Raw genomic sequence first — 22,818 nt, 5'->3', positions numbered from 1 at the left:
ATGGCACGGATCGAGCTGAAGGAACTTCGTCACGCCTACGCCGCCAATCCGGAGAGCGAGACCGATTACGCGCTCCGGCGCGTGGACCACGTCTTTAAGGACGGTGGCGCCTATGCGCTGCTCGGCCCCTCGGGCTGCGGCAAGACGACGTTGCTCAACATCATCTCAGGCCTCATCAGGCCGAGCGAGGGCGCCATTCTTTTCGACGGGGTGGATGTCACCGGCCTGCCTACGGAGGCGCGCAACATCGCGCAGGTGTTCCAGTTTCCGGTCGTCTACGACACGATGACCGTTTACGACAATCTGGCCTTTCCGCTGCGCAACCGGCGCGTGCCCGAAGAAGCCGTCTCCCGCCGCGTGCGCGAGGTGATCGCGATGCTAGGGCTCGATGACCGGGCGGGACAGCGGGCGCAGGGCCTGACCGGCGACGAGAAGCAGAAGATCTCGCTGGGGCGGGGCCTCGTGCGGGCGGATGTGAATGCGATCCTGTTCGACGAGCCGCTCACCGTCATCGACCCGCATCTCAAATGGGCGCTGCGCACGCAGCTCAAGGAGATGCACCGCCGCTTCGGCCACACCATGGTCTATGTCACGCATGACCAGACGGAGGCGCTGACCTTCGCCGATACGGTCGTGGTCATGTATGAAGGCGAGATCGTGCAGATCGGCACGCCGGAAGAGCTCTTCGAGCGGCCGCGTCACACATTCGTGGGCTATTTCATCGGCTCGCCCGGCATGAACCTGCTGCCGGCCACGATCGAGGGTGCGACGGCCCGGCTCGGAAGCCAGTCGATCACGCTCCCGGGCGGGCTCGGGAAACCGCCGGTCGGCCAGCTCGAGCTTGGAATCCGCCCCGAATTCGTTCGCCTCGGGCGCGAGGGCATGCCGGTCGTCATCGGCAAGATCGAGGACATCGGGCGCAGGAAGATCATCCACGCGAGCCTGGAAGGCGAGGCGATCGCCATTGTCGTCAATGAAGACGAGGAGATCCCGGCAGAGCCGCACGTCGTCTTCGATCCGGCGCATCTCAATCTCTACGCCGGTTCCTGGCGCGTCGAACTGGGAGGGCCGCGCTGATGAAGACCGTGAACAACAAGGCCTGGTTCCTGGTGCTGCCGGTCCTGGCGCTGGTGGCCTTCTCGGCCGTCATTCCGCTCATGACGGTGGTCAACTATTCGGTCCAGGACACGTTCGGGAACAATGTCTTCTTCTGGGCCGGCACCGAATGGTTCGAAGAGGTTCTGCATTCGGACCGCTTCTGGGCGGCGGCGGGCCGCAACCTTGCTTTCTCCGCGATCATCCTGGCGATCGAGGTGCCGCTCGGCATCTTCATCGCGCTCAACATGCCGCGAAAGGGCTGGGGCGTGCCGGTCTGCCTCGTGCTGATGGCGCTGCCGCTCCTCATTCCTTTCAACGTCGTGGGCACGATCTGGCAGGTTTTCGGACGCATCGATATCGGCCTTCTGGGGCGTACCCTCTACGCGCTCGGCTTCGACTACAACTATGTGAACGATCCCGTCGACGCCTGGGCCACGATCATCCTGATGGATGTCTGGCATTGGACGAGCCTCGTCGTACTGCTCTGCTATGCAGGCCTCGTCTCCATTCCGGACGCCTATTACCAGGCGGCCAAGATCGACGGCGCGTCGCGCTGGGCGGTGTTCCGCTACATCCAGCTGCCCAAGATGCACCGGGTTCTTTTGATCGCCATCCTGCTTCGTTTCATGGATTCCTTCATGATCTACACGGAGCCATTCGTGCTGACGGGTGGCGGGCCGGGCAACACGACCACCTTCCTGTCGATCGATCTCGTGAAGCTCGCCATCGGCGAATTCAACCTCGGCGAGGCGGCTGCCATGTCGATCATCTACTTCCTGATTATCCTGCTCATGTCGTGGGTCTTCTACACGGTCATGACCAGCTACGGCACGGAGAAACGGTAATGGCGGCGGGCAAGGACAGCGCCGCAGCGGCGGCGGATCGATCGCGATGCGGCGGACGGAAGCGGCGGCTGCCGCCGCGGGAACGCAGACGCAGATCGGCCAGGAGATGATGCGGCGCGGCACGCGCTCGCGCTTCTGGTGGCTGGTGCCGACCATCTATATCCTTTTCCTGATGCTGCCGATCTACTGGCTCATCAATATGAGCTTCAAGACGAATACGGAGATCCTCGGCACTTTCTCGCTCTGGCCGGAGAACCCGACCCTCAGGAACTATCGCGTCATCTTCACCGATCCCGCCTGGTATTCGGGTTATATCAATTCGATCATCTATGTGGTGATGAACACGGTGATCTCGGTCACGGCGGCTCTGCCGGCTGCCTATGCCTTCTCGCGCTACCGGTTCCTGGGCGACAAGCACCTGTTCTTCTGGCTTTTGACGAACCGCATGGCGCCGCCGGCCGTTTTCGCACTGCCCTTCTTCCAGCTTTATTCGGCCTTCGGCCTGATCGACACGCACATCGCCGTCGCGCTGGCGCACTGCCTCTTCAACGTGCCGCTGGCGGTCTGGATCCTCGAAGGCTTCATGTCCGGCGTGCCGAAGGAGATCGACGAGACGGCCTATATCGACGGCTATTCCTTCCCGCGCTTCTTCGTGAAGATTTTCATGCCGCTGATCGCGAGCGGCATCGGGGTGGCGGCCTTCTTCTGCTTCATGTTCTCCTGGGTGGAACTGCTGCTCGCCCGCACGCTGACGACGACGGATGCCAAGCCAATCGCCGCCACGATGACGCGGACGGTCTCCGCCTCCGGCCTCGACTGGGGCGTACTGGCGGCGGCCGGCGTGCTCACGATCATTCCCGGCGCGCTCGTGATCTGGTTCGTGCGCAACTACATCGCCAAGGGCTTCGCCCTGGGGAGGGTGTGAGGATGGACTTCTCCTGGATGGCCTGGACCTGGCCGACGGCGCTCTTCTTCATCGCGATCGCGACTCTGCTTCTGAGCATGGGCGTGTGGGAATATTTCTCGCCGGGTGGCAATCCGCGCGTCGGCATCCTGCAGTTCGAGACGACACGCGGCGACCGGCTGTTCGTCTCGCTGCTCGGCGCTGCTTTCATAAATCTCGCATGGCTGGGGCTCGTCGGCCCCGGTCTTTGGTGGGCTCTCGCTCTCTCCATCGTCTACGCGGTTGGTGTGTTCCGATGGGTCTAGAGGGAGAAAATCGGGGGTGCCGCAAGCCCGCGGTGCTCCGGTAGCTGGTGCAAGAACGCTTAGGGAGGAAACCATGCAACGGCACTTGTTAATGACGACTTCGGCGCTGATGCTCCTGATGGGAGCGAGCAGCGCAATGGCAGGAATGGACGAGGCGAAGGAATTCCTCGATGCCGAGATCGGCGACATGTCTACGCTCGACCGCGCCGCGCAGGAAGCGGAGATGCAGTGGTTCATCGACGCCGCGCAGCCTTTCCAGGGCATGGACATCAAGGTGGTCTCCGAGACGATCACGACGCACGAATACGAGTCGAAGGTGCTGGCGCCGGCTTTCACGGCCATCACCGGCATCAAGGTGACGCACGATCTGATCGGCGAAGGCGATGTCATCGAGAAGCTGCAGACGCAGATGCAGTCGGGTGAAAACATCTACGATGCCTATGTCAACGATTCGGACCTGATCGGCACCCACTGGCGCTACCAGCAGGTGCGCAACCTGACCGACTGGATGGCGAACGAGGGCGCCGACGTCACCAACCCGGACCTCGACGTGGACGACTTCATCGGCAAGTCCTTCACGACGGCGCCGGACGGAAAGCTCTACCAGCTTCCCGACCAGCAGTTCGCCAACCTCTACTGGTTCCGCTACGACTGGTTCAACGACGAGCAGAACAAGGCCGATTTCCGAGAGAAATACGGCTACGAGCTCGGCGTGCCGGTCAACTGGTCGGCCTATGAGGACATCGCCGAATTCTTCACCGGCCGGGAAATCGATGGCCAGAGGGTCTATGGCCATATGGATTACGGCAAGAAGGACCCGTCGCTCGGCTGGCGCTTCACCGATGCCTGGCTTTCCATGGCGGGCAATGGCGACAAGGGCATCCCGAACGGACTGCCGGTCGACGAGTGGGGCATCAAGGTGGACGAGAACTCCCGGCCTGTCGGCTCCTGCGTAGCCCGCGGCGGCGACACCAATGGTCCCGCGGCGGTCTATTCCATCGACAAGTATCTCGAATGGCTGAAGGCCTATGCTCCGCCGGAAGCTCAAGGCATGACCTTCTCCGAATCCGGCCCCGTGCCGGCACAGGGTTCGGTGGCCCAGCAAATATTCTGGTACACGGCATTCACGGCCGACATGGTGAAGGACGGCCTGCCGGTGGTGAACGAGGACGGCACGCCCAAGTGGCGCATGGCCCCGAGCCCGCACGGCGTCTACTGGAAGGACGGCATGAAGCTCGGCTATCAGGACGTCGGTTCCTGGACGCTGATGAAGTCCACGCCCGACGACCGCGCCAAGGCGGCCTGGCTCTACGCCCAGTTCGTCACGTCGAAGACCGTGGACGTGAAGAAGAGCCATGTGGGGCTCACCTTCATCCGCGAGAGCACGATCCAGCATGACAGCTTCACCGAGCGCGCGCCGAAGCTCGGCGGCCTGGTCGAGTTCTATCGCTCGCCCGCCCGCGTGCAATGGTCGCCGACGGGCACCAACGTGCCGGATTACCCGAAGCTGGCGCAGCTCTGGTGGCAGGCGATCGGCGACGCGGCCTCCGGCGCCAAGACGGCACAGGAAGCCATGGATTCGCTTTGCGCCGAGCAGGAGCAGGTGCTGTCCCGCCTGGAGCGTGCCGGCATCCAGGGCGACGTCGGCCCGAAGCTCGCCGAGGAGCACGATCTCGAATACTGGCACCAGGAGGCGGTGGCCAAGGGCAACCTCGCGCCACAGCCAAAGATCGAGAATGAGAAGGAAAAGCCGATCACCATCAACTACGACGAACTGGTGAAGAGCTGGAACGATTCGTAATCGATCCACGTGCCCTGCATGAAACAGGGGGAGGCGGCACCGCTGCCTCTCCCGGCTTTTTTGCCCAGGAGGAGATATGAACGGCTTCGTCTTGGCCATCGACCAGGGGACGACCTCGACCAGGGCCATCGTCTTCGACCGTAAGATGCAGGCGGTCGGCATCGGGCAGGAGGAGTTCCCGCAGCACTACCCCGCCTCGGGCTGGGTGGAGCATGACCCGGAGGACATCTGGAGAAGTGTGGTCTCGACCGTCGAGGCGGCACTGGACAATGCCGGGATCGAGGCGAAGGAGGTGGCCGGGATCGGCATCACCAACCAGCGTGAGACGGTCGTGGTCTGGGACCGCGAGACGGGAAAGCCGATCCACAACGCCATCGTCTGGCAGGACCGGCGCACCGCGCCCTTGTGCGAGAAGCTGAAGGGCGAGGGCCTGGAGCCGCTTTTCGCGGAAAGAACGGGGCTGGTGCTTGATCCCTATTTTTCCGGCACGAAGCTCTCCTGGCTGCTCGACAAGGTGCAGGGCGCGCGGCAGCGGGCGGAGCAAGGCCAGTTGCTTGGCGGCACGATCGACAGCTTCCTCATCTGGCGATTGACCGGCGGGCGGGTCCACGCGACCGACGCGACGAATGCCTCGCGCACGCTTCTTTATAACATTGAGACCAACGCGTGGGACGAGGAACTCCTTGACATTCTCAACGTGCCCCGCGCGCTGCTTGCCGAGGTCAAGGATACGGCGGCCGAGTTCGGCACGACGGAAAGTGGCCTTTTCGGCGCGGCCATCCCCATTCTCGGCGTTGCGGGCGATCAGCAGGCCGCCACCATCGGCCAGGCCTGCTTCGAGCCGGGCATGCTCAAATCCACCTATGGCACGGGGTGCTTCGCCGTGCTCAATACCGGTCCGTCACTGGTTCGCTCGAAGAACCGGCTGCTGTCGACGATCGCCTACCGGTTTGACGGCGAGACGACTTACGCCGTGGAGGGCTCCATCTTCGTGGCAGGCGCAGCCGTGCAATGGCTGCGTGATGGATTGAGGATCATCGACAAGGCCGGCGATTCAGGGCCGCTCGCCGAACAATCCGACCCGACGCAGGATCTCTATCTGGTGCCGGCCTTCGTCGGCCTCGGCGCACCCTATTGGGATGCGGAGGCGCGGGGCGCGATCTTCGGTCTGACGCGCAACACCGGGCCTGCGGAGTTTGCCCGCGCCACGCTGGAATCGGTGGCCTTCCAAACGCGCGACCTACTCGATGCGATGCGCAAGGATTGGCCGGACGGTGGAGAGATGAAGGTCCTGCGTGTGGATGGCGGGATGGTGGCGAGCGACTGGACCATGCAGTGCCTCGCCGACATTCTCGACGCGCCGGTGGACCGGCCGACGGTCCTGGAGACCACGGCGCTCGGTGCCGCCTGGCTCGCCGGCTCGCGCGCCGGCGTATGGCCGGGCATGCGGGAGTTCGCCCGAAGCTGGGCGCTCGATCGTCAGTTCACGCCAGGCATGGGCGATGCGGAACGCGAGCGCAAATTGCGGGGATGGCGCGATGCCGTGCGCAGGACATTGAGCACTATGGAGCGATGATGCGCTTGTGGACCGCCTTGGCGACAGCCTGGGAAAGGTTTCTGCATTTGAGCTTCTGGCGGGCGGTCCGCAGATAGCTCCTCACGGTGTATTCCGAGAGCTTGAGGATCCCGGCGATATCCTTGGAGTCCTTGCCGCGCGCGGTCCATAAGAGGCACTCGACCTCGCGCGGGGCGAGAGCGGCGCCCAAAGGTGCGGCAAGAGACAACTCCTCGATCGCCTTCGCATGAAGGATCTGCGCTACCTCCGTTGCAGCGGATCCAAAACGGCCGATGAAGTCGATCCAGGCGTCGAGTTCCAGGTTCGCGCTCATCGAAAGAAGCGAACGCCTGGAAAAGCGGTCTATCGTGGGGATGGAGCAGCCATACGTTCCGATGCCGTGGGCGCGGGCGTCGGCCATGAATTCCTTCTCTCGCTCGTTCATGACGAGATCGTGCCACATGATCGGGTGCGTCGACGCGAAGCCCTCGCGAATGGTGGGGTCGAGATTGAGGTATGCGCGCAGGACATAGCGCGCGATCCATTCCGGCGGATAAGTGGTTCTGAGGAAAGGATAATCGAGAGGCCCGACGCCCGAGACGTTCATGTGGAAGGTCGTATGCGCCAAGCCGAGACCATCGCGCACCAGAAAGACAGCTTCTTCGACGCTCGTCGCGCGGCGTGCAGCCTGTATGATCTCACGTTCTGGCCGGATGGCACCGTCACGGCCATGGTTCATGCGACCCCCTATCTGTCCCAAATTGAGAATGCTCGGCAAAGTGGAGGATTGCAAGGGGGCCTATGCGTAGACGCGAAAACGTTACCAAGAAAAAGCCCCGGCGTTGCCGGGGCTTTCGCGGGCAGAGCCCGTGATCAGCTTGATCGGCGGCAGGTCAGCGCAGACGGCCGCTCGCGTGAGCCAGCATGGTGTAGACCTTGCCGGTATCCGAGGTGAGATAGGTCTGGCTCATCATATTGTCGCGATCGGTACGCGAGACATCGGCCAGCAGCTTTTCGAAATCGCGACAATACTGGTCGACGGCGTTACGGAACTCCGCGTCTGCCCGGTATTTGCGCTGGATCTCGTCGAAAGTCTGCTGCCCCTTCAGCGTGTAGAGGCGGCGCGTGAAAACGTTGCGTTCTCCACGGCGATACCGCTCCCAAAGCTCCACCGACGCGTCGTGGTCGATCGCCCGTGCGATGTCGAGCGACAATGAGTTAAGTGATTCCACCACGTGAAGCGGTGATTTCTCAGGAGAAGACGTGGTGGCATCGGCATGCGCTTCTTCGCGGGAGGCGCTGCGCAGGAGATCACGGATCCAGCCGCCACCGCCCGGAACCGCCTGGGGCGCGGATTGCTGCGCCGCGCGCGCCGGCGCGGGGCGAGGAGCGGCCTGCCGTGCCTGCTGCTGAGGCGTCGCATCCGCCCTCGGCCTTTCCACGATGCGCGGGGCGGCAGGTGCCGGTGCCTCGGTTATCATCTGGGCCGTCGCCTGGCGAGGTTGTCCCTGAGCCGGACCGGGCTGCGGGGCGGGAATGCTGGTGCCCACGTCATGCAGCCGTCCGGACTTCGCCACGATGTCGGAAAGCTCCTTGAGCGCGTTGATCTGTTCGGTGATCGCCCGGCGCATGGCCGAGGTGGACTGCTTCGCTTCCTCCGGAAGCTCGACGATACCGCGCTTCACATCCGCGCGGGTGGCTTCGATCTCTTCGCGGATCTCCTTTGCGCTGCGGCGCAAATCCTCCGTGGCGCCTGCGAAGCGGCTGGTCGCGGCCTCGACGACATCGTTGATGGATTCACGAATGGTCTCCATCGACTGGCGGGTTCTTCCTTCGGCCGACTCCACCGTACCTTCGATCAGGTGCTCGAAGGATTTCATGATCCGCTCGACACGCTCGGATTTCTCGACAAGCCCGTTCGCCAGCTCGTTCAGCGCCTGCTGCCGCCCCTCGAGGCTCTCGCCGAGGCTGCCCTGCGCCTTCTCGAGCAGCTCGGACGCCGTTTCGAGCACGCGGCTGTGATCCTCGAAGCGGCTGGCGATCGCGGAGATCTCGCTCAGGGTGCGATTGGAGAAGTCTGCCAACCGGCCGGAATTCGCGTTGATGAGGCTTGCGGAATTGGCGATCGTCTCTGCCGCCTTCTCCGCATTGCGGGCGAATTCCTGGGTCGTGCCGGACAGCCTTTCGTCCACCTGCGTCAAGTTGCTGGCAGCCATCTCGACGAGTTGACCGAGCTTGTCGCCGGAGGTTTCCAACTGACCGAGCAGTTCACCGACATTGCCCAGCAGATTGTTGCGGGCACGTTCCATGGCGCTGAGCGTCTCGGCCGTGCGGCTGGCCAGCGCGTTGACGAGAGCGGCGTTCTCCTGGCGCAGGCGCTCCGTCGTCTGCTGTGTGATCGCCTCGATGCCTTCGCGGAGTTCCCCGCCGCTCGTCTCGAAGCGCTCGACCAGCGGTCGTGCGGTCTCATCCAGGATACGTGCGATCTCGGAGGTGCGGCTCGCCAGCACCGAGTTGAATTCGCGCGTGCGCTCGTCCAAGCTGCGCACAGTCTCGCCGGTGCGCCGGGCGATGTGCTCGTTGATCGTCGCGAAGGTCTGGCCGATCGTATCGGCTGTCGAGACGAGATCGGCCTGCGTGCGCGCCAACTGCTGGCTTACATGCTGAGCGGTCTGTTCGGCGGTGGACTTCAAGCGCTCTTCGGCGCCGCCCAAACCTTCCTCGATCGCCGCTGTGGTGCGATCCGCGCTCTCTCCGAGCCGCTTTTCGACCTCGGCCACGCGGCTGATGATGGTCGATGCCGTGGAGCCGGCGGTCGTCTTCAAGCGGGTTTCGAACTCGGCAAGCTGCCCGGCGATCGCCGAAGCGCGCGCATCGAGCTCGGCCGAGGTCTGATGGGTGCGGGCGATGATGCGCTGATCCACTTCATCGAAAGTGCGCGTGACCAGGTTGGCATGCCCGGACAGAAGGGAGGAGGCCTCGTTGACCCGTGCAGCGACGCGGCCGTCGATCTCGTTGAAATTGTCCTGGAAGCTTTCGGTCCGCTCGGCTATCCGCTGGGCGGCGCCGTCGAAGGTGCGGTCGATCGTCTCCACGTGCTCGCCCAGAAGCCTCGCGGCCCCTTCGACGCGCCCGGCGATCCGGTCGGCGGCGCCGTCGAATGTGCGGTCGATATGCTCCACCTGGTCGGCGAGCGACCGTGTCACGGTCTCCACACGGCCGGCGATGCGCTCGCCGGCAGCGTCGACGGCCGTATCGATCTGGCTGACATGGCCGGTGATGGTCTGGACAACACCCTCCATGCGCCCGGCGATCCGGTCGCCCGCGGCATCGACGGCCACGTCGATCTGGCCGACATGGCCGGCGAGCGACTGGGCGACTGCCTCCACGCGCACTGCAGCCCGTTCGGCTGCACCGTCGAAGGTGCGGTCGATCTGCTCCACATGATCGCCCAGGCGACGCGCGACCTGCTCCGCGCGCGCGGCGATCCGGTCGGCGGCGCTGTCGAATGTGAGATCGATCTGGTCCGCCTGGGTGGTGAGGAGGTGCGCCGTGCCCTCGACGCGCGATGTGATGCGCTGATCGATGTCGTCGAGCACCTTCATCGTCTCCACACTCAGGGACGACGTCGCTTCCGTCACCTTGTCGCGCAGCGCGGAAGCGACCACGACGGCGCTGCTCTCCAGCGTCTGGCGAACCTTGTCGACGCCGATGGTCAGCGCCTTCTCCATGGTCCGTGTGCGTTCCTCGATCAAACCGGTATGGGCGGTGAAAGCTTCGTTTACATGATCGATATCGGCGCGGATGGCGGTCGTGAGCTCGTCGCGGTGTGCGCCGATCTTCGCAATATCCTCTTCGATCGCCGCGGAGAAGCTTCCACGCGTCTCCGCCAGCTTCTCGATCTGTCCTTCGATACGGTTCTCGAAGCTCGAATGGATTTCGTTGAGCTTGCGGATGTCGGACTGCAGGAGATCCGACAGGCGATCCTGGTTCTGCTCGAAGACGGTGACCTGGTTCCGGATTGCTTCGTCTACGCGTGCCTGGACCGATTCGAAGCGGCCGAGGCCGCTGTCTAGCCTGGCATCGAGCTCCGCATGGCCCTCCTTGAGCCGCTCGGCAAACTCCTCGGCTTTGCCCTGCAGCATGATCGAGGTGGAGGCCACCAGATCGGAAAGCTCGCCGTCGATGGTGTTTCTGCCGGTTTCGATGGCGGAGACGACATCCTGCTTGCCGCGCGCGAATGCGTCGGCCACATCGCGGGCGCGCTCAACCAACGTCTCATTGATGCTGCGTGCGCGGGCGTCAAGCGCGGACTCGAGCCGTTCGATGCCGGTGTCCAGAGCCTGGGCACGGGTGGAGAACTCCGAGAGCAGCGTCTCGCCGCGTTCGGTGAAGGTACGTTCGATCTCGCCCAGACGATCGGCAAAGAGCATGTTCAGGCGATCGGACGCGCTGTTCACGGAGGACATGAAGCTGCCGATGCGCTCGTCGAACACGGTGCCGAGCGCGCGGGTGGCCTGGTCCGTGCTCTCCGACAGGGTGGCCACGCGCGTGTCGAGCAACTCGGCAAGGCCGTTGCCCGACGTCGTGATCTGCTTGGAAAGGGTCTCGGCACGCTCGTTCAGCAACCGGCTGACCGTGTCGCTGGAACTGCTGATGCGCTCCAGGAATGCCTCGCTGGAATTGCCGAGGGCGGTGATCCGCGAATCGAGGAGGCCGGCAAGCGTTTCGCCCGAACCGGTGATCTGACCTGACAGGATCTCCGACCGTTCGTCGAGAATGCGGGCGACCGTCTCGCCCGTCGAGCCGATGCGTTCCGCGAAGGTCTCGCCCGACCGCTCGAGCACCGTCGTGAGCCGCTCCGCGGCGCCGTCGACGGTAAGCCGGATCTGCTCGCTGGTTGAATCCAGCTCTTCCTTTATGACCTCGTGTGCGCCCGTGATGGAGGCGCGGACACGTTCGGCGTGTCCCACGATGCCCTCGCGCTCGCTGCCGAGGCTGTCGACCAGAAGACGGATCCGCGCCTCGTTCTCCGAATAAGCGCGCTCCAGCTCATTGACCTCGGTGTGGACGAGGGTCTCCAACTCGACCGCCCGGGCCAGCGTGCGCTCGATGCCGTCACCCATCGCCTGCACTTCGCGGCGGATCGCCTGGCCCACCATCATCACCCGATCATGAGCAAGATTCTCCGGCTCGGTCAGGCGGAAGGCGATCTCAGCCATGTTACGGGCGGCAAGACGCATCTCCTGGGCGCGGCGGATCATCACCGCAAAGCCCCACAACAGCAGCACCGGCATAACGGCGGCGATGACCAGGCCGAATGCGGCAGGTGCCGCGAGCAACCCGTTCAGGCTGCGGATCTGCCAGATCTGCGGCCCATAGGCGAAGTGGGCGAAGCCGGCGCAAAGCGCGATCCAGACGACCGAGAGCGCGGCGGCGGCCCAATAGGCGGTGTAAGGCGCGCGCTGCTCCATCTTGCGCGCAAGGCGGAGATATTCGCCGTTCTGCTTGTCGTCGTTGGCCGGCAGGAAAGCGGGTGCGGCGGATGTGCTGGGCTGCTGTGCCTCGGCGCGGACAAGGTTCTCGGTAGGCTGCACGGGCTCGGTGGAGGAGGGGACGTCATCCGGCGCCGGTTCCATATCCTGGGCAAAAGGTTCCGGCTCGGCGCTTGCCGCCGGCTCCTCCGCGGTGGCATGATCGTCGTGCAGCCCCTCGCGCGCCAATTCCTCGGCAGCCAGTGTTATCTGGGCTTCGAGTTCCTCCATCGAGGCGGCCACGTCGAGATCGCCGTCCTCGACCGCCATCGACGCGGTCTCGAGTTCAAGGGCGTCCTCGAGTTCCTTCGCGAAGTCGTCCGCAGGTAACTTCTTCGTTGTATTGCGTGCCATGGCGCCGCCTACCCTGTACTTTACGGGATACATACGAGGCATCCCGAAATGGGATGCTCAAGACCCTTTTTTCGCCCACATCCTGCCCACTCGTATCGTAGTGGCACAAGTCGGTGATTAAAATACGTTTTAATGGCGATGCCCAGAAGTTTAAATATAAGGTTAATGAGAGACTGGCCGAATGCGGTATTTTTGCGGCGTCTCATTAACGCCTTGTCCATGGGGGTTAATTGGGATTAAACGGTAGCCTCTCCGCGGGTTCGCGTATCGGTGTTGAAGGTTTCAGACGGGGGCGGGAGTATGTCGGACTGGCAAAATGGCAACATTTCCAAATTGCTGCCGATCGATCTTGCACATCTTTCTCGTCAGACTCTTGGGGATGAATCGCTGAAGCGTGAGGTGCTGGGGCTGTTCCTCGTTCAGGCGACAGCCGCGCGAACCGAGCTTGCCCAGGCGAAGGGGGAGGCGCGCCGCAGCCTTGCGCACAGGCTGGTCGGCTCCGCCCGTGCGGTCGGTGCTTTCGCCATCGCCGCCTGTGCCGCGGAGCTGGAGGCTTCCCCCCAGTCCGAGGCGGCCGCCGAACAGCTTCCGCTCCTGATCGACGAGATGCAGCTTTTCCTGTCCGAGCAGATGGGCTGAGGACGGTCTCGACGGTTGACACGCCCCGCACAGCGGTTATCTCCGGCTATCACTTCTCCGCAGCCTGGACTGCCGCCGCCGGGATCGCCTCATGACCAAGCTGACATTCATCGCGTTCGACGGAACCGAGTTCGACCTGGAAGCCGAGAACGGCTCGACCGTGATGGAGAATGCCATACGCAACGGAGTGCCCGGGATCGAGGCGGAGTGCGGAGGCGCCTGCGCCTGCGCGACCTGCCATGTCTATGTGGACGAGCAATGGACGGAGATCGTCGGACCGCCGGAAGCGATGGAGGAAGACATGCTCGACTTCGCTTATGACGTGCGGCCCAATTCACGGCTGTCCTGCCAGATCCGCGTGCGCGACGAACTCGACGGCCTCGTCGTGCGCGTGCCGGAGCGCCAGGGCTGAGAAGGGGTAGACGAAGGATGGCATTCACCACGAAGACGGACGTGCTGATCGTCGGAGCAGGGCCGGTGGGCCTTTTCGCCGTCTTCGAGCTCGGGCTCCTCGACCTCAAATGTCATCTCGTGGACATTCTTGACCGGCCCGGCGGACAGTGCACCGAACTTTACCCGGAAAAGCCGATCTACGACATTCCCGCCTGGCCTGTGATCTCGGCGCAGGCGCTGGTGGACCGCCTGATGGAGCAGATCAGGCCTTTCAAGCCGCAGTTCACCTTCAACCGTGTGGTCAGCACGCTTGAGCGGCTGCCCGACGGCTCCTTCCGCGCGACCACGGACGAGGGTGAAGTGCTCGAGGCCAAGGCGGTGGTGATCGCCGCGGGCGGCGGATCGTTCCAGCCGAAGCGCCCGCCGATTCCCGGCATCGAAGACTATGAGGGCAAGAGCGTCTTCTATGCCGTGCGGCGTATGGAGGCGTTTCGCGGCGAAGACGTCCTGATCGTGGGCGGCGGCGATTCCGCGCTCGACTGGACGCTCAATCTGCAGCCGATCGCCCGCCGTGTAACATTGGTTCACCGACGGCCGGAATTCCGTGCCGCTCCCGACAGCGTCAACAGGATGTTCGCGCTTCAGGAGGAGCACAAGCTTGAATTCCAGATCGGCCAGGTGACCCGCCTTTCCGGCAAGGACGGAATTCTCACAGGTGCCACCGTGAAGGGGCCGGAAGGGGAGGTGGAGATACCCTGCACGCGGCTGCTCCCGTTCTTCGGCCTCACCATGAAGCTTGGCCCTATCGCCGACTGGGGCCTCAACCTTCACGAAAACCTCATTCCGGTCGACACCGAGAAGTTCGAGACCTCGGAGCCCGGTATTTTCGCCATAGGGGACATCAATCACTATCCGGGCAAGCTGAAGCTCATTCTCTCCGGCTTCCACGAGGCTGCCCTGATGGCCCAGGCGGCCAAGCGCATCGTCAGTCCTAACGAGCGCATTGTCTTCCAATACACGACGTCTTCCACCAGCCTGCAGAAGAAGCTCGGCGTGAGAAGCTGATCATCTGCCCTGCAACTGCCGCTTCTGGGCGGCTTCGATCTGCTGGAGGCGGTAACGCAGAAGCCGCATCATCCGGCTTTCGAAATTGATGCTCTCGATGCGATCGAATTTTTCCTGGGCGGCGTCGTGCTGGGCGAGAACGCGTTGCGTCGTCGCCTTCACGTCCTGAGCGAGCGCCCTGCACGTCTTTCTCCGGGGCAGGGCCTTCAGCGTGTTCTCGAGAAGCCGCGCATGGTTCTTCGCGATGCTCAGGTGGCTCTCTTCATGGCGCTTGATGTCACGGGAGAGGGTGTCCCAGATCATCCGGACCTCGGTTTCCGCGCGCCTGCGGTCCCGCCATCGCGGCAGGATCACCTTTGCTTTCACCGAGACGCGGGCATTGCCGACGCTGCACTGGCCGCGGGTTTCGGCATAGTCGATCCGCGTCGTGAATTCCATGTTGGTGGCGCCCGGATGGCGCTGGCCGGTGCTGTCGAGCTTGGGGCCGCGCGCGTGCAATTGCTGCTCGATTTCCGGCAGCGTCATGCCGCCGATCGGAAAATAGCTGTAGGTCTTGGAGATCGACGCCGCCGAGGCCGGGGTGAGCCCTGCTGCAAGCATGAAAAGGAAAGGCAGAGAACGTAACATTGAAAATAGCTCCTGCGCGCACCCCTCATGAACATTGCGCCAAGGAGACGGCGCACGCAATGAAAATCCGGAGGGCGAGGCGGTCTGCGCTTTCCGTTGGGTAAAAAGGTGTGTTGCCCGACGGAGGCAATTGATTTTGTGCGGTAGGAACCGCACAAGGATTTGTTCGCGACGGGGCATGAGGATGATCGAACCGCGGCAGTGGAACCTTGCTCACGGGCGCACCCTCCACCTTGGAGCGGAGGCGCTCATCATGGGCATCCTGAACGTCACGCCGGACAGTTTTTCCGATGGCGGCCGTTTCCCTTCGGTGCAAAGCGCGGTGGCGGCGGCGCGTGCTCTGGCGGCGCAGGGGGCGGCCATCGTCGATGTCGGCGGTGAATCCACGCGGCCCGGCGCCCGGCCGGTCAGTCCGGCCGAGGAACAGCGGCGTGTCCTGCCCGTCATCGAAGCCTTGGCGGGCGAACCCGATATCGTGATCTCGATCGATACTTACCGCTCCGAGACCGCACGGCTTGCCATCGAGGCGGGGGCGCATATCGTCAACGACGTGTTCGGCGTGCAGAAGGATCCGACCGTCGCCGCGGTCGCGGCGGAAACCGGGGCGGGGCTGGTGCTGATGCATACGGGCCGGGAGCGGCAGAAGTTGCCGGACGTCATCGCCGACGAGTTCCTGTTCCTGCGCCGTTCGATCGAGATTGCCCGGGAAGCAGGCAATGAGGACGGGCAGCTCGTGCTCGATCCGGGCTTCGGCTTTGCGAAGGAGTGGCAGGAAGACGCCGAGATCATGGCGCGCTTCGGGGAACTGATGGGGTTGGGTTTCCCGCTTCTCGTCGGCACCTCGCGCAAACGCTTCATCGGGCGCATAACGGGCCGTGAAATCGGGGAACGGGACATCGCGACGGCTGCGACGAGCGCGTTGCTGCGTATCAAGGGCGCTTCGATCTTCCGCGTCCACGATATTGCAGCGAACAGGGATGCGCTGCGCATCGCCGATGCTATGCTGGCAGCGGAGAAGTGAGGCAACGCCATGTATGTCATCCGGCTCAAGAACTGCGCTTTCTTTGCCCGGCACGGTGTGCTGGACGAGGAGGAGACGCTAGGGCAACGTTTCTATGTCGATGCGGAGCTATTCATCGAGCCGGGGACGGCCCTCGAAGAAGATTCCATTGAGAGCACAGTCGATTACGGCGTCGCCTTCACCTTGATCGAGGAGATCGTCACCGGCGGGCGACGATATCTCATCGAGACGCTGGCATTGAAGATCGCGCAGGCGCTGTGCGGGCGCTTTCCGCAGATCAGCCGTGCTTCGATCACGGTGCGAAAGCCCAACGCGCCCGTCGCCGGAGTACTGGATCACGTCGAGGTGACGGTTGACTGGCCCCAATAGGACCCGGGCCTTCCTGGGGCTCGGCGGGAATCTCGGCGATCCGGCACGCAGCATGGCCATCGCGCTCCAGACGCTGGACAGGCATGCGGATCTCGACGTCGCCCGTGTTTCATCGCTCTACCGGGCGCCGCCATGGGGCAAGACCGACCAGCCGGACTTCCTCAACGCGGTCGCCGAAATCGAAACCCGTCTGCAGCCGCGCGAGCTGCTTGATCTTTGTCTCGACACCGAGCGTGCTCTGAAACGGGAGAGATATGAGCGTTGGGGCCCCCGCCTCATCGACATCGACGTCCTGATGTTCGGCGATCGGAGGATTTCGCAGGACGCACTGGAAATCCCGCATCCGCGAATGCTTCAACGTGCTTTCGTGCTGGTGCCGCTGGCCGAAATCGCGCCGGGGCTGATGCTCGAAGGCAGATCGATAGGCGACCATCTGGAAACGCTCGATGCCGCCGGGATCGAGCGGATCAGCGACGACAGGTCCTGGTGGATGGAACCGGTCTAGTTTTGCGTCAGCGCGCTGACGGCTTTCGGGTCGACGCGCTTCAGGGTGATCCCGATCACCGGCACCAGCTCTTCTTCCACATGAACGGAGATCGTGACGTTCATCATATCCTTGCCGGAAAGCTGGGCGCGCATGGCTCCCGTCAGCGCGTTGCGGTGGATGGCGAAGACCGCATACTCGCCCTTGACCGAGCCGCCGATCACATCCAGGCCCTTGCCGGCCGCGCCATCGAGGAACGTGCCGCTGAAACCCGACCGGCTGCGCTCGACCTTGGCCGACATCGCCTGATTGAAGACGCCGACGCGGCAGCCGCCATCGAGCGACATGCCGACCTTGTCCTCCGGCGTCGAGCCGGCAAAATTGCAGACGAATTTCGTCCCCTTGTATTTCCCCGCGACGATCTCGCCGGGCCCGGTCCAGGCTCCCTCGATCCTCTCGAAGAACGCCCGCTCACGATCGGAAGCGGCAGCAGGGGCTGTAGCGCCGGCAACAAGGGCGGCTGTGGAAAGAAGGGCGACAATGCGCAGGAACATGGGACGGCGATCCACTGGCGACGACAATTTCGGAAGCATGAAGAAGTTTGGTTAAAGCTTTATCACTGTCCGGCCGACGAGGCGACCGGATCCGAGCTTATTTTGCGGTCGTGGATTGTTCCGGAGGACTGTCGGGGACTGGAGGCGGGGCCGCCGCAGCGTAAATCCAACGGCCTCTAGCTCCGGTTCCCGTCGGTTTTGGCAGCGAATTGCGTCAGCGCCTTCAGGAAATCGCCCATGCCGGGGCGCTCGACCGCACGAAACGGGAGGGGGCGTATGGCGGAGATGGCGGCGATGCCGATGCGGGCCGTCATCATGCCGTTGACCACGCCTTCGCCAAGGCGGGCCGAAAGCCGGGCGGCGATTCCGTGGCCGACGATCTGCTGCACGATGTTGTCGCCCATGGCCATCGAGCCGGTCACCGCGAGGTGGGCGAGTACATTGCGCGACAGGCGCAGGAAGCCGAGGAAGCCGGGCCGGCCGCAATACAACTCGGAAAGACGGCGCAGGAGCCGCGCCGCCTCGAAGATCACATAGCCCACATCCATCATTGCGCGGGGACTGACCGCCGTTACCAACGAAACGCGCTTGGCTGCATCCAGCACGAGCTTTTGCGCGCGCCGATCGAGCGGCGCCAGCAGCTCCCTTTCGGCGATCCCCAGGAGATCGCGGCCGTCGATGACGTCGTCTTCCATTTCCTTGATCTTCTGCCGTCCAACAGCCGTGTCCGGGTGGCTGTGAAAGAGCGCCGAGAGCTGGTCGATGACGGCCCGTGCATCCTTTGCATCGTCGCGCTCATAGGCGTCGTCGGCGCGCTGGCGCATCTTCTCCACCGAGGCCAGGCGGGAAAGCGCGAGGATTTCGCGGGCCAGGATGGCCAAAAGAGCGAGGGCGACCACCGCCGTGAGGGCCGCGCCCAGCCATCCGAGCCAATCCGCGCGCGAGAAGAGATCGCGAATGAGGCGATCCGCCCACAATCCGGCGGCGAGCGAGACGAGCATGCCCAGGGCTGCGAAGAAGATGGTGCCCAGCCGTGAGCGCCGTGCCGGGGCGGCTGGCGGGGGCGGGGCCGCCGCCGGTTCGAGTGAATCGAAGACGTCGATTTCGGCCGGCGTGACGGTAACCGTCTCGTCGAGTCTGACGGCCTGCGGCCGGCGCGTGTCTTCTCCCGCCTCCTTGCCGGCTTTGGCTTCCGGCGCGGGCTCGATCCGGAATGCGGCGGGGCGGCGCGGTTCGCTCATGCCAGCTTGTCTCCGAGAAGGAATTGCAGGGCGCGGTCAAGCCGAATGTGCGGCAGCGAAAGGGTGACGCCTTCCGCCGTGCGTTCGAGCCTGGGCGGGCGGAAGCGCACGAAGCGGATCGTCGGATCACCGGAAGGCGAGGGCGCGTCCTTGCGGAAAAGCGCTGCCGGGCTTTCCGGCAGGTCGCCCGGGAAGACCGCCGTCTCGGTTTCGCCGTCGAAGACCTCGTCACCAATGCTCTCACCGGCAAGCGGCGTGCCGATGATGACCGGAAGCGCCTGGCGGCCGCGCGTGACCTTGCCCTCACGGGTGGCACGCACGGCGGCCATGGCGACCACATCCACTGCGGCGCCGGAGAAGTCAGCCCGGGCGATCGCCCGTTCGGCCAGCCGTCTGACGATCGCCTGCAGGCGGTCATGGCTTTCGTGGTGAATGTGGTCGGCCTTGGTAGCGGCGATCAGGATGCGGTCGATCCGCCGTGACACCAGGCCTGTGAGCAGGCTTCCGCGGCCTGGACGGAAGCAGGCGAGAATCTCCGTCAATGCCCGCTCCAGATCCTTGACCGCCGGTTCGCCGGCATTGATCGCCTGCATCGCATCCACCAGCACGATCTGCCGGTCGAGACGGGCGATATGCTCGCGGAAGAAGGGTTTCACCACATGCGTCTTGTAGGCCTCGTATCGCCGCTCCATCATGGCCTGCATGGAGCCGGGTCGCGACCGGCGGTCGCTCAGCTTCGCGAGGGGAGCAAAGGTGAGGGCGGGTGAGCCTTCGAGGTCGCCTGGCATCAGGAAACGGCCGGGTGGCAGGGTCGAAAGGGCACGATTCTCCCCCTTGCAGGCCTGCAGATAGCCCGCGAAACTCTCGAACAACTTGCGCGCCAGCATTTCGTCGGCATCCGCGTCCGGATCGACGCCGGCGGCGAGATCGCGCCAGGGGCGGGCGATGTCCTCGCGGCCCGGCAGTTCGGAGAGTTCGACTGCCTCCCGGCTGAAGGCGCCGAAATCCTTGCCAAGAAGCGGCAGATCGAGCAGCCATTCCCCAGGATAGTCGACGATATCGAGCGAGATCTTCCCGCGCGAAAACATCCGGCCCCAGGCCGAGGCTGATTCGTATTCTATCGTGAGCCTCAGTTCCGAAATGGCGCGGGTCGAGGAGGGCCAGATGCGCCGGTCCACGAGATCGGCGATGTGGTCCTCGTACTGGAAGCGTGGCACCGCGTCGTCCGGCTGGTGTTCCAGATAGGCTTTCGCGATGCGGCCGGAGGACTGCGACTCGAACAGCGGCAACCGCCCGCCATGGACGAGGTTGTGGACGAGCGCGGAGATGAAGACCGTCTTGCCGGCCCGCGAAAGGCCAGTGACGCCGAGCCGCACCGAGGGCGACCAGAGGCCGGTGGTCCGGTCGGCCACCGTGTCGAGAGCGATTCGGGCTTCGTCGGCGAGCGTTGTCAGCGATGGCAAAGGCCGGTCCTCGTATGCTCTCAGCGGCAACCGGATATAGGCGATCGGACGGGAGAATGAAAAGGGTACGGGCGGTGGACGGGATTAAAGCATGTCAGACGGTGAAAGGAAGGTTGCGAGAATTCCCTTTCCCGAAGCGATGCGCCACAGCGGCTCCGCGAAATCGATCACGGCGAGCGCTCCAGCCGGAAATCCCCTGCCGACGGCCGTTCTCGCCTGCGCTTCACCGCTGCGCGGGAGCGAAAACGCCAGTTCCTGAACCATCGGATTGTGGCCGACCACGAGCAGCGAATCCGCCACCGGAGCCGTGGCGATCAGGATCTGATAATCCGCCGCGTCGCCCCGATAGAGTTCGGATAAATAGGTGGTCTCGGGGAAAGGGGCTGCAAAGCCCCTCGCGACGCCCTCCCAGGTTTGTCTTGCGCGCAAGGCGCTGGAGCAGAGAACGAAGGCCGGACGGAACCCCTCGGTTCGCATCGTGATGCCGAGCATTGCCGCATCCCGCTTTCCGCGTTCCGACAGCGGCCGGTCGAAATCGGCCCCGCCCGCCTTCGGATGCGAGGCTTCCGCATGCCTGACCAGATAAAGCCGATGCAAGCGCCCCTCCATCTCCCGGCGGCGTTCCCGCTCTTCCTGCTGAGGCCGATCTTACGGGTTCGCATGCCTGCGCGCAAAACCGATTCGGCGTTCAGGAAGGGAATTGAACCGTTTGAAGAAGCACGGCGCTGCGGATGCCTGGCGATTTCCACCTAAGGATGACAATTGCGTTATTCCGCTACCGTTAGTGCTTGTCCCAGCCTTCACACCCGAATATATAGGCGCCGCTGGCAAGCTGTGGGGTTAAATCCATGTCCGATCTCGTCGATGCCGAATATGTACCCTCTGAGGACGAACCCTTCATGAACGAGCGCCAGCGGGCGTATTTCCGCAGCAAGCTGATCAAGTGGAAACACGAGATCCTGAAGGAAGCCCGCGAAACGCTGGAGGCGCTGCAAGAGGAGAATGCAAACCATCCTGACCTTGCCGACCGGGCCTCATCCGAGACCGATCGGGCCATCGAGTTGCGCGCGCGAGACCGCCAGCGCAAGCTCATCGCCAAGATCGATGCGGCGCTCCAGCGTCTCGACGACGGCACCTATGGCTATTGCGAGGAAACCGGTGAGCCGATTTCGCTGAAGCGTCTCGATGCCCGTCCGATTGCGACGCTTTCCATCGAGGCGCAGGAGCGCCACGAGCGGCGCGAGAAGGTTTATCGCGACGATTGAGGCGCTTCGACCTCAACAGGAAGAAAAAGGCCGGGACATCCCGGCCTTTTCTTTTCGCCACTGTCCGATTCTCCTGCGTGTGTACCAAAGGTGAGAAGAGGATTCGGTTGCAAGCCTTTCAATGCAATGCACGTTATGCTAGAGATTAGTTGCAAAGGATTGGAGGCGATCGTGGGCAGCAATGTCTGGCGCTGCGATGGTTGTGGTGTGGTGAACGATTATCGCAAGATCGACGAGTGGAGGTGGGTGACGATCAGGATAACATCCCACCGAGGCTCGGATCTGCTTGCGGGGGACTACGAACTATGCCCGACCTGTCGTCTCCGGTTGGTCGAGGATGCCGACCCGAAGAGATGGCCGTACCGGCCTTCTGCATTGAGGTAGGCTGCGGCACCGGGACAGACGATATAGGGGCTGGCTGCGGGACGATCAGATGATCGCTTCGCGTCGGAGTGCGGCGGCAAACGCAGCGCTGTCCGGTACGTCGATGCCGAAAGCCTCCCGCAACACGGTCTCGATATCCGCAGCAGACGTCAGTTCGCGCACATCCTCAGAGCCGTCGGACCGGCGGAATCTGAAACGCCTGTTCTGGAGTGTCCGACGGCCCTCACGGGCCGGGCGGGCGACCGCCAGCGTCCGCCGAAACGGTGAACCGGGATTGGTCGAGGTGAAATAGCTGGTCACCTCGTAATCCACATCCAGCTGTTCCTCCAGCCCGAAGCGGAAGAGCGAGCGCCATTCCTCACCGACTTTCGCCCGCAACCGCCACATTCCTCCCTCGTGTTCGAGACGGAAGGTTTCGTGTGGCGTCCGCTGCTCGCAGCCGGCTTCCAGACGAAGCGGCGCGGTGAGCGTCAGACCGCCGAAGCCGACATCGGCGAGATATGTGCCTTCCGGCATCTCGACCCGTAGCAGCATATGGCTCCGGGGCGTGATCGCATCGTCGGCTCGGCCCCAGAGCACACGCGCGCCGAGCCCCGAAACACTAAAACCGAGCGCGTCCAGCGCAGCCATGAAAACCCTGTTGTGCTCGAAGCAGTAACCGCCCCGGCGGGAGCGAACGAGCTTCTCCTGCAGCCCGGCAAGGTCAAGCCTGACAGGGCGGTGCATCAGCGGATCCAGATTCTCGAAGGGGATGGCGAGCGGGTGGAGGAGATGGAGGGCGGAAAGCGTTTCGAGCGTCGGCGCGCGCGGTCCATCATAGCCGATGCGCCGAAAATATGCGTCGAGATCGAATGTCTCCGGTCCTTCCCCCATCGGCTCCCTTTCAGGGCAATTGCATGATGGCGGAGAGTGGCTTC

General features: G+C 63.7%; 21 protein-coding genes. 13 read left to right on the top strand and 8 right to left on the bottom strand.

All coding sequences use genetic code 11. The features are described from left to right. The 6 genes from PVE73_RS15040 to glpK all read left to right on the top strand — a co-directional run bounded on the left by PVE73_RS15040 (nt 1) and on the right by glpK (nt 6,529). Complete coding sequence (locus PVE73_RS15040) at nt 1-1,077, top strand: ABC transporter ATP-binding protein (RefSeq protein WP_277363025.1); 1,077 nt, start codon at nt 1-3, stop codon at nt 1,075-1,077. After that, the gene (locus tag PVE73_RS15035; RefSeq protein WP_277367469.1) at nt 1,074-1,943 is read left to right on the top strand and encodes a sugar ABC transporter permease; all 870 of its coding nucleotides are present in this window, start codon (nt 1,074-1,076) and stop codon (nt 1,941-1,943) included. Before PVE73_RS15040 ends, PVE73_RS15035 begins: the two co-directional genes overlap by 4 nt. 106 nt (nt 1,944-2,049) lie before the next feature. Next, nucleotides 2,050-2,868, top strand: coding sequence for a carbohydrate ABC transporter permease (locus tag PVE73_RS15030; RefSeq protein ID WP_277367468.1), 819 nt, complete (start codon nt 2,050-2,052; stop codon nt 2,866-2,868). 2 nt (nt 2,869-2,870) lie between these two features. Further along, nucleotides 2,871-3,152, top strand: a complete 282-nt coding sequence (locus tag PVE73_RS15025; protein ID WP_277363024.1) for a DUF2160 domain-containing protein — start codon at nt 2,871-2,873, stop codon at nt 3,150-3,152. Nucleotides 3,153-3,225: 73 nt separating this feature from the next. Beyond that, nucleotides 3,226-4,953, top strand: coding sequence for an ABC transporter substrate-binding protein (locus tag PVE73_RS15020; RefSeq protein WP_277363023.1), 1,728 nt, complete (start codon nt 3,226-3,228; stop codon nt 4,951-4,953). Between the two features lie 76 nt (nt 4,954-5,029). Then, entirely contained in the window at nt 5,030-6,529 is a 1,500-nt protein-coding gene (gene glpK / locus PVE73_RS15015; protein ID WP_277363022.1) for a glycerol kinase GlpK, read from the top strand. Here the strand turns inward: glpK and PVE73_RS15010 are convergent. Beyond that, complete coding sequence (locus PVE73_RS15010; RefSeq protein ID WP_277363021.1) at nt 6,516-7,247, bottom strand: LuxR family transcriptional regulator; 732 nt, start codon at nt 7,245-7,247, stop codon at nt 6,516-6,518. The two genes, glpK and PVE73_RS15010, sit on opposite strands and share 14 nt — an antisense overlap. 154 nt (nt 7,248-7,401) lie before the next feature. Beyond that, nucleotides 7,402-12,396 (bottom strand): hypothetical protein, encoded by a 4,995-nt coding sequence (locus tag PVE73_RS15005; RefSeq protein ID WP_277363020.1) that lies wholly within the window; start codon nt 12,394-12,396, stop codon nt 7,402-7,404. A gap of 300 nt (nt 12,397-12,696) precedes the next feature. Here PVE73_RS15005 and PVE73_RS15000 point away from each other — a divergent pair, with 300 nt between their 5' ends. The 3 genes from PVE73_RS15000 to PVE73_RS14990 all read left to right on the top strand — a co-directional run bounded on the left by PVE73_RS15000 (nt 12,697) and on the right by PVE73_RS14990 (nt 14,493). Then, nucleotides 12,697-13,035 carry an Hpt domain-containing protein gene (locus PVE73_RS15000; protein ID WP_277363019.1) on the top strand — a complete coding sequence of 113 codons (339 nt, stop codon included), beginning with the start codon at nt 12,697-12,699 and terminating at the stop codon, nt 13,033-13,035. Nucleotides 13,036-13,126: 91 nt separating this feature from the next. After that, nucleotides 13,127-13,447 (top strand): 2Fe-2S iron-sulfur cluster-binding protein, encoded by a 321-nt coding sequence (locus PVE73_RS14995; protein WP_277363018.1) that lies wholly within the window; start codon nt 13,127-13,129, stop codon nt 13,445-13,447. A gap of 17 nt (nt 13,448-13,464) precedes the next feature. Continuing rightward, nucleotides 13,465-14,493, top strand: coding sequence for an NAD(P)/FAD-dependent oxidoreductase (locus PVE73_RS14990; RefSeq protein ID WP_277363017.1), 1,029 nt, complete (start codon nt 13,465-13,467; stop codon nt 14,491-14,493). Here PVE73_RS14990 and PVE73_RS14985 read toward each other — a convergent pair whose 3' ends face one another. Continuing rightward, on the bottom strand, nt 14,494-15,120 hold the full coding sequence (locus tag PVE73_RS14985; RefSeq protein WP_277363016.1) for a DUF922 domain-containing protein: 627 nt from the start codon (nt 15,118-15,120) through the stop codon (nt 14,494-14,496). 184 nt (nt 15,121-15,304) lie between these two features. Here PVE73_RS14985 and folP point away from each other — a divergent pair, with 184 nt between their 5' ends. The 3 genes from folP to folK are packed head-to-tail and all read left to right on the top strand — an operon-like array spanning nt 15,305 to nt 17,015. Further along, a complete protein-coding gene (gene folP, locus PVE73_RS14980; protein WP_277363015.1) occupies nt 15,305-16,141 on the top strand; it encodes a dihydropteroate synthase in 837 nt (278 codons plus the stop codon). Nucleotides 16,142-16,150: 9 nt separating this feature from the next. Continuing rightward, on the top strand, nt 16,151-16,510 hold the full coding sequence (folB, locus tag PVE73_RS14975; protein ID WP_277363014.1) for a dihydroneopterin aldolase: 360 nt from the start codon (nt 16,151-16,153) through the stop codon (nt 16,508-16,510). Next, entirely contained in the window at nt 16,494-17,015 is a 522-nt protein-coding gene (folK, locus tag PVE73_RS14970) for a 2-amino-4-hydroxy-6-hydroxymethyldihydropteridine diphosphokinase (RefSeq protein WP_277363013.1), read from the top strand. The genes folB and folK overlap by 17 nt, the downstream gene beginning before the upstream one ends. On the opposite strand, the gene PVE73_RS14965 is transcribed toward folK, so the two are convergent. The 4 genes from PVE73_RS14965 to PVE73_RS14950 all read right to left on the bottom strand — a co-directional run bounded on the left by PVE73_RS14965 (nt 17,012) and on the right by PVE73_RS14950 (nt 20,849). Beyond that, nucleotides 17,012-17,548, bottom strand: a complete 537-nt coding sequence (locus PVE73_RS14965; protein WP_277363012.1) for a hypothetical protein — start codon at nt 17,546-17,548, stop codon at nt 17,012-17,014. The genes folK and PVE73_RS14965 overlap by 4 nt on opposite strands. 176 nt (nt 17,549-17,724) lie before the next feature. Continuing rightward, complete coding sequence (locus PVE73_RS14960) at nt 17,725-18,789, bottom strand: TIGR01620 family protein (RefSeq protein ID WP_277363011.1); 1,065 nt, start codon at nt 18,787-18,789, stop codon at nt 17,725-17,727. After that, nucleotides 18,786-20,252 carry a YcjX family protein gene (locus PVE73_RS14955; protein WP_277363010.1) on the bottom strand — a complete coding sequence of 489 codons (1,467 nt, stop codon included), beginning with the start codon at nt 20,250-20,252 and terminating at the stop codon, nt 18,786-18,788. The genes PVE73_RS14960 and PVE73_RS14955 overlap by 4 nt, the downstream gene beginning before the upstream one ends. 84 nt (nt 20,253-20,336) lie before the next feature. Beyond that, complete coding sequence (locus tag PVE73_RS14950; protein WP_277363009.1) at nt 20,337-20,849, bottom strand: histidine phosphatase family protein; 513 nt, start codon at nt 20,847-20,849, stop codon at nt 20,337-20,339. 251 nt (nt 20,850-21,100) lie between these two features. Here PVE73_RS14950 and dksA point away from each other — a divergent pair, with 251 nt between their 5' ends. Then, nucleotides 21,101-21,517 (top strand): RNA polymerase-binding protein DksA, encoded by a 417-nt coding sequence (dksA, locus tag PVE73_RS14945; protein ID WP_277363008.1) that lies wholly within the window; start codon nt 21,101-21,103, stop codon nt 21,515-21,517. Between the two features lie 429 nt (nt 21,518-21,946). Here the strand turns inward: dksA and PVE73_RS14940 are convergent, their stop codons facing one another. Continuing rightward, nucleotides 21,947-22,774, bottom strand: a complete 828-nt coding sequence (locus PVE73_RS14940) for an arylamine N-acetyltransferase (RefSeq protein WP_277363007.1) — start codon at nt 22,772-22,774, stop codon at nt 21,947-21,949. Nucleotides 22,775-22,818 lie beyond the last annotated feature (44 nt).

This window comes from Chelativorans sp. AA-79, assembly GCF_029457495.1.
GTDB lineage: Bacteria > Pseudomonadota > Alphaproteobacteria > Rhizobiales > Rhizobiaceae > Chelativorans.
The sequence above is the reverse complement of the archived record's forward strand: the minus strand, read 5'-3'. Positions and strand labels throughout refer to the sequence as shown.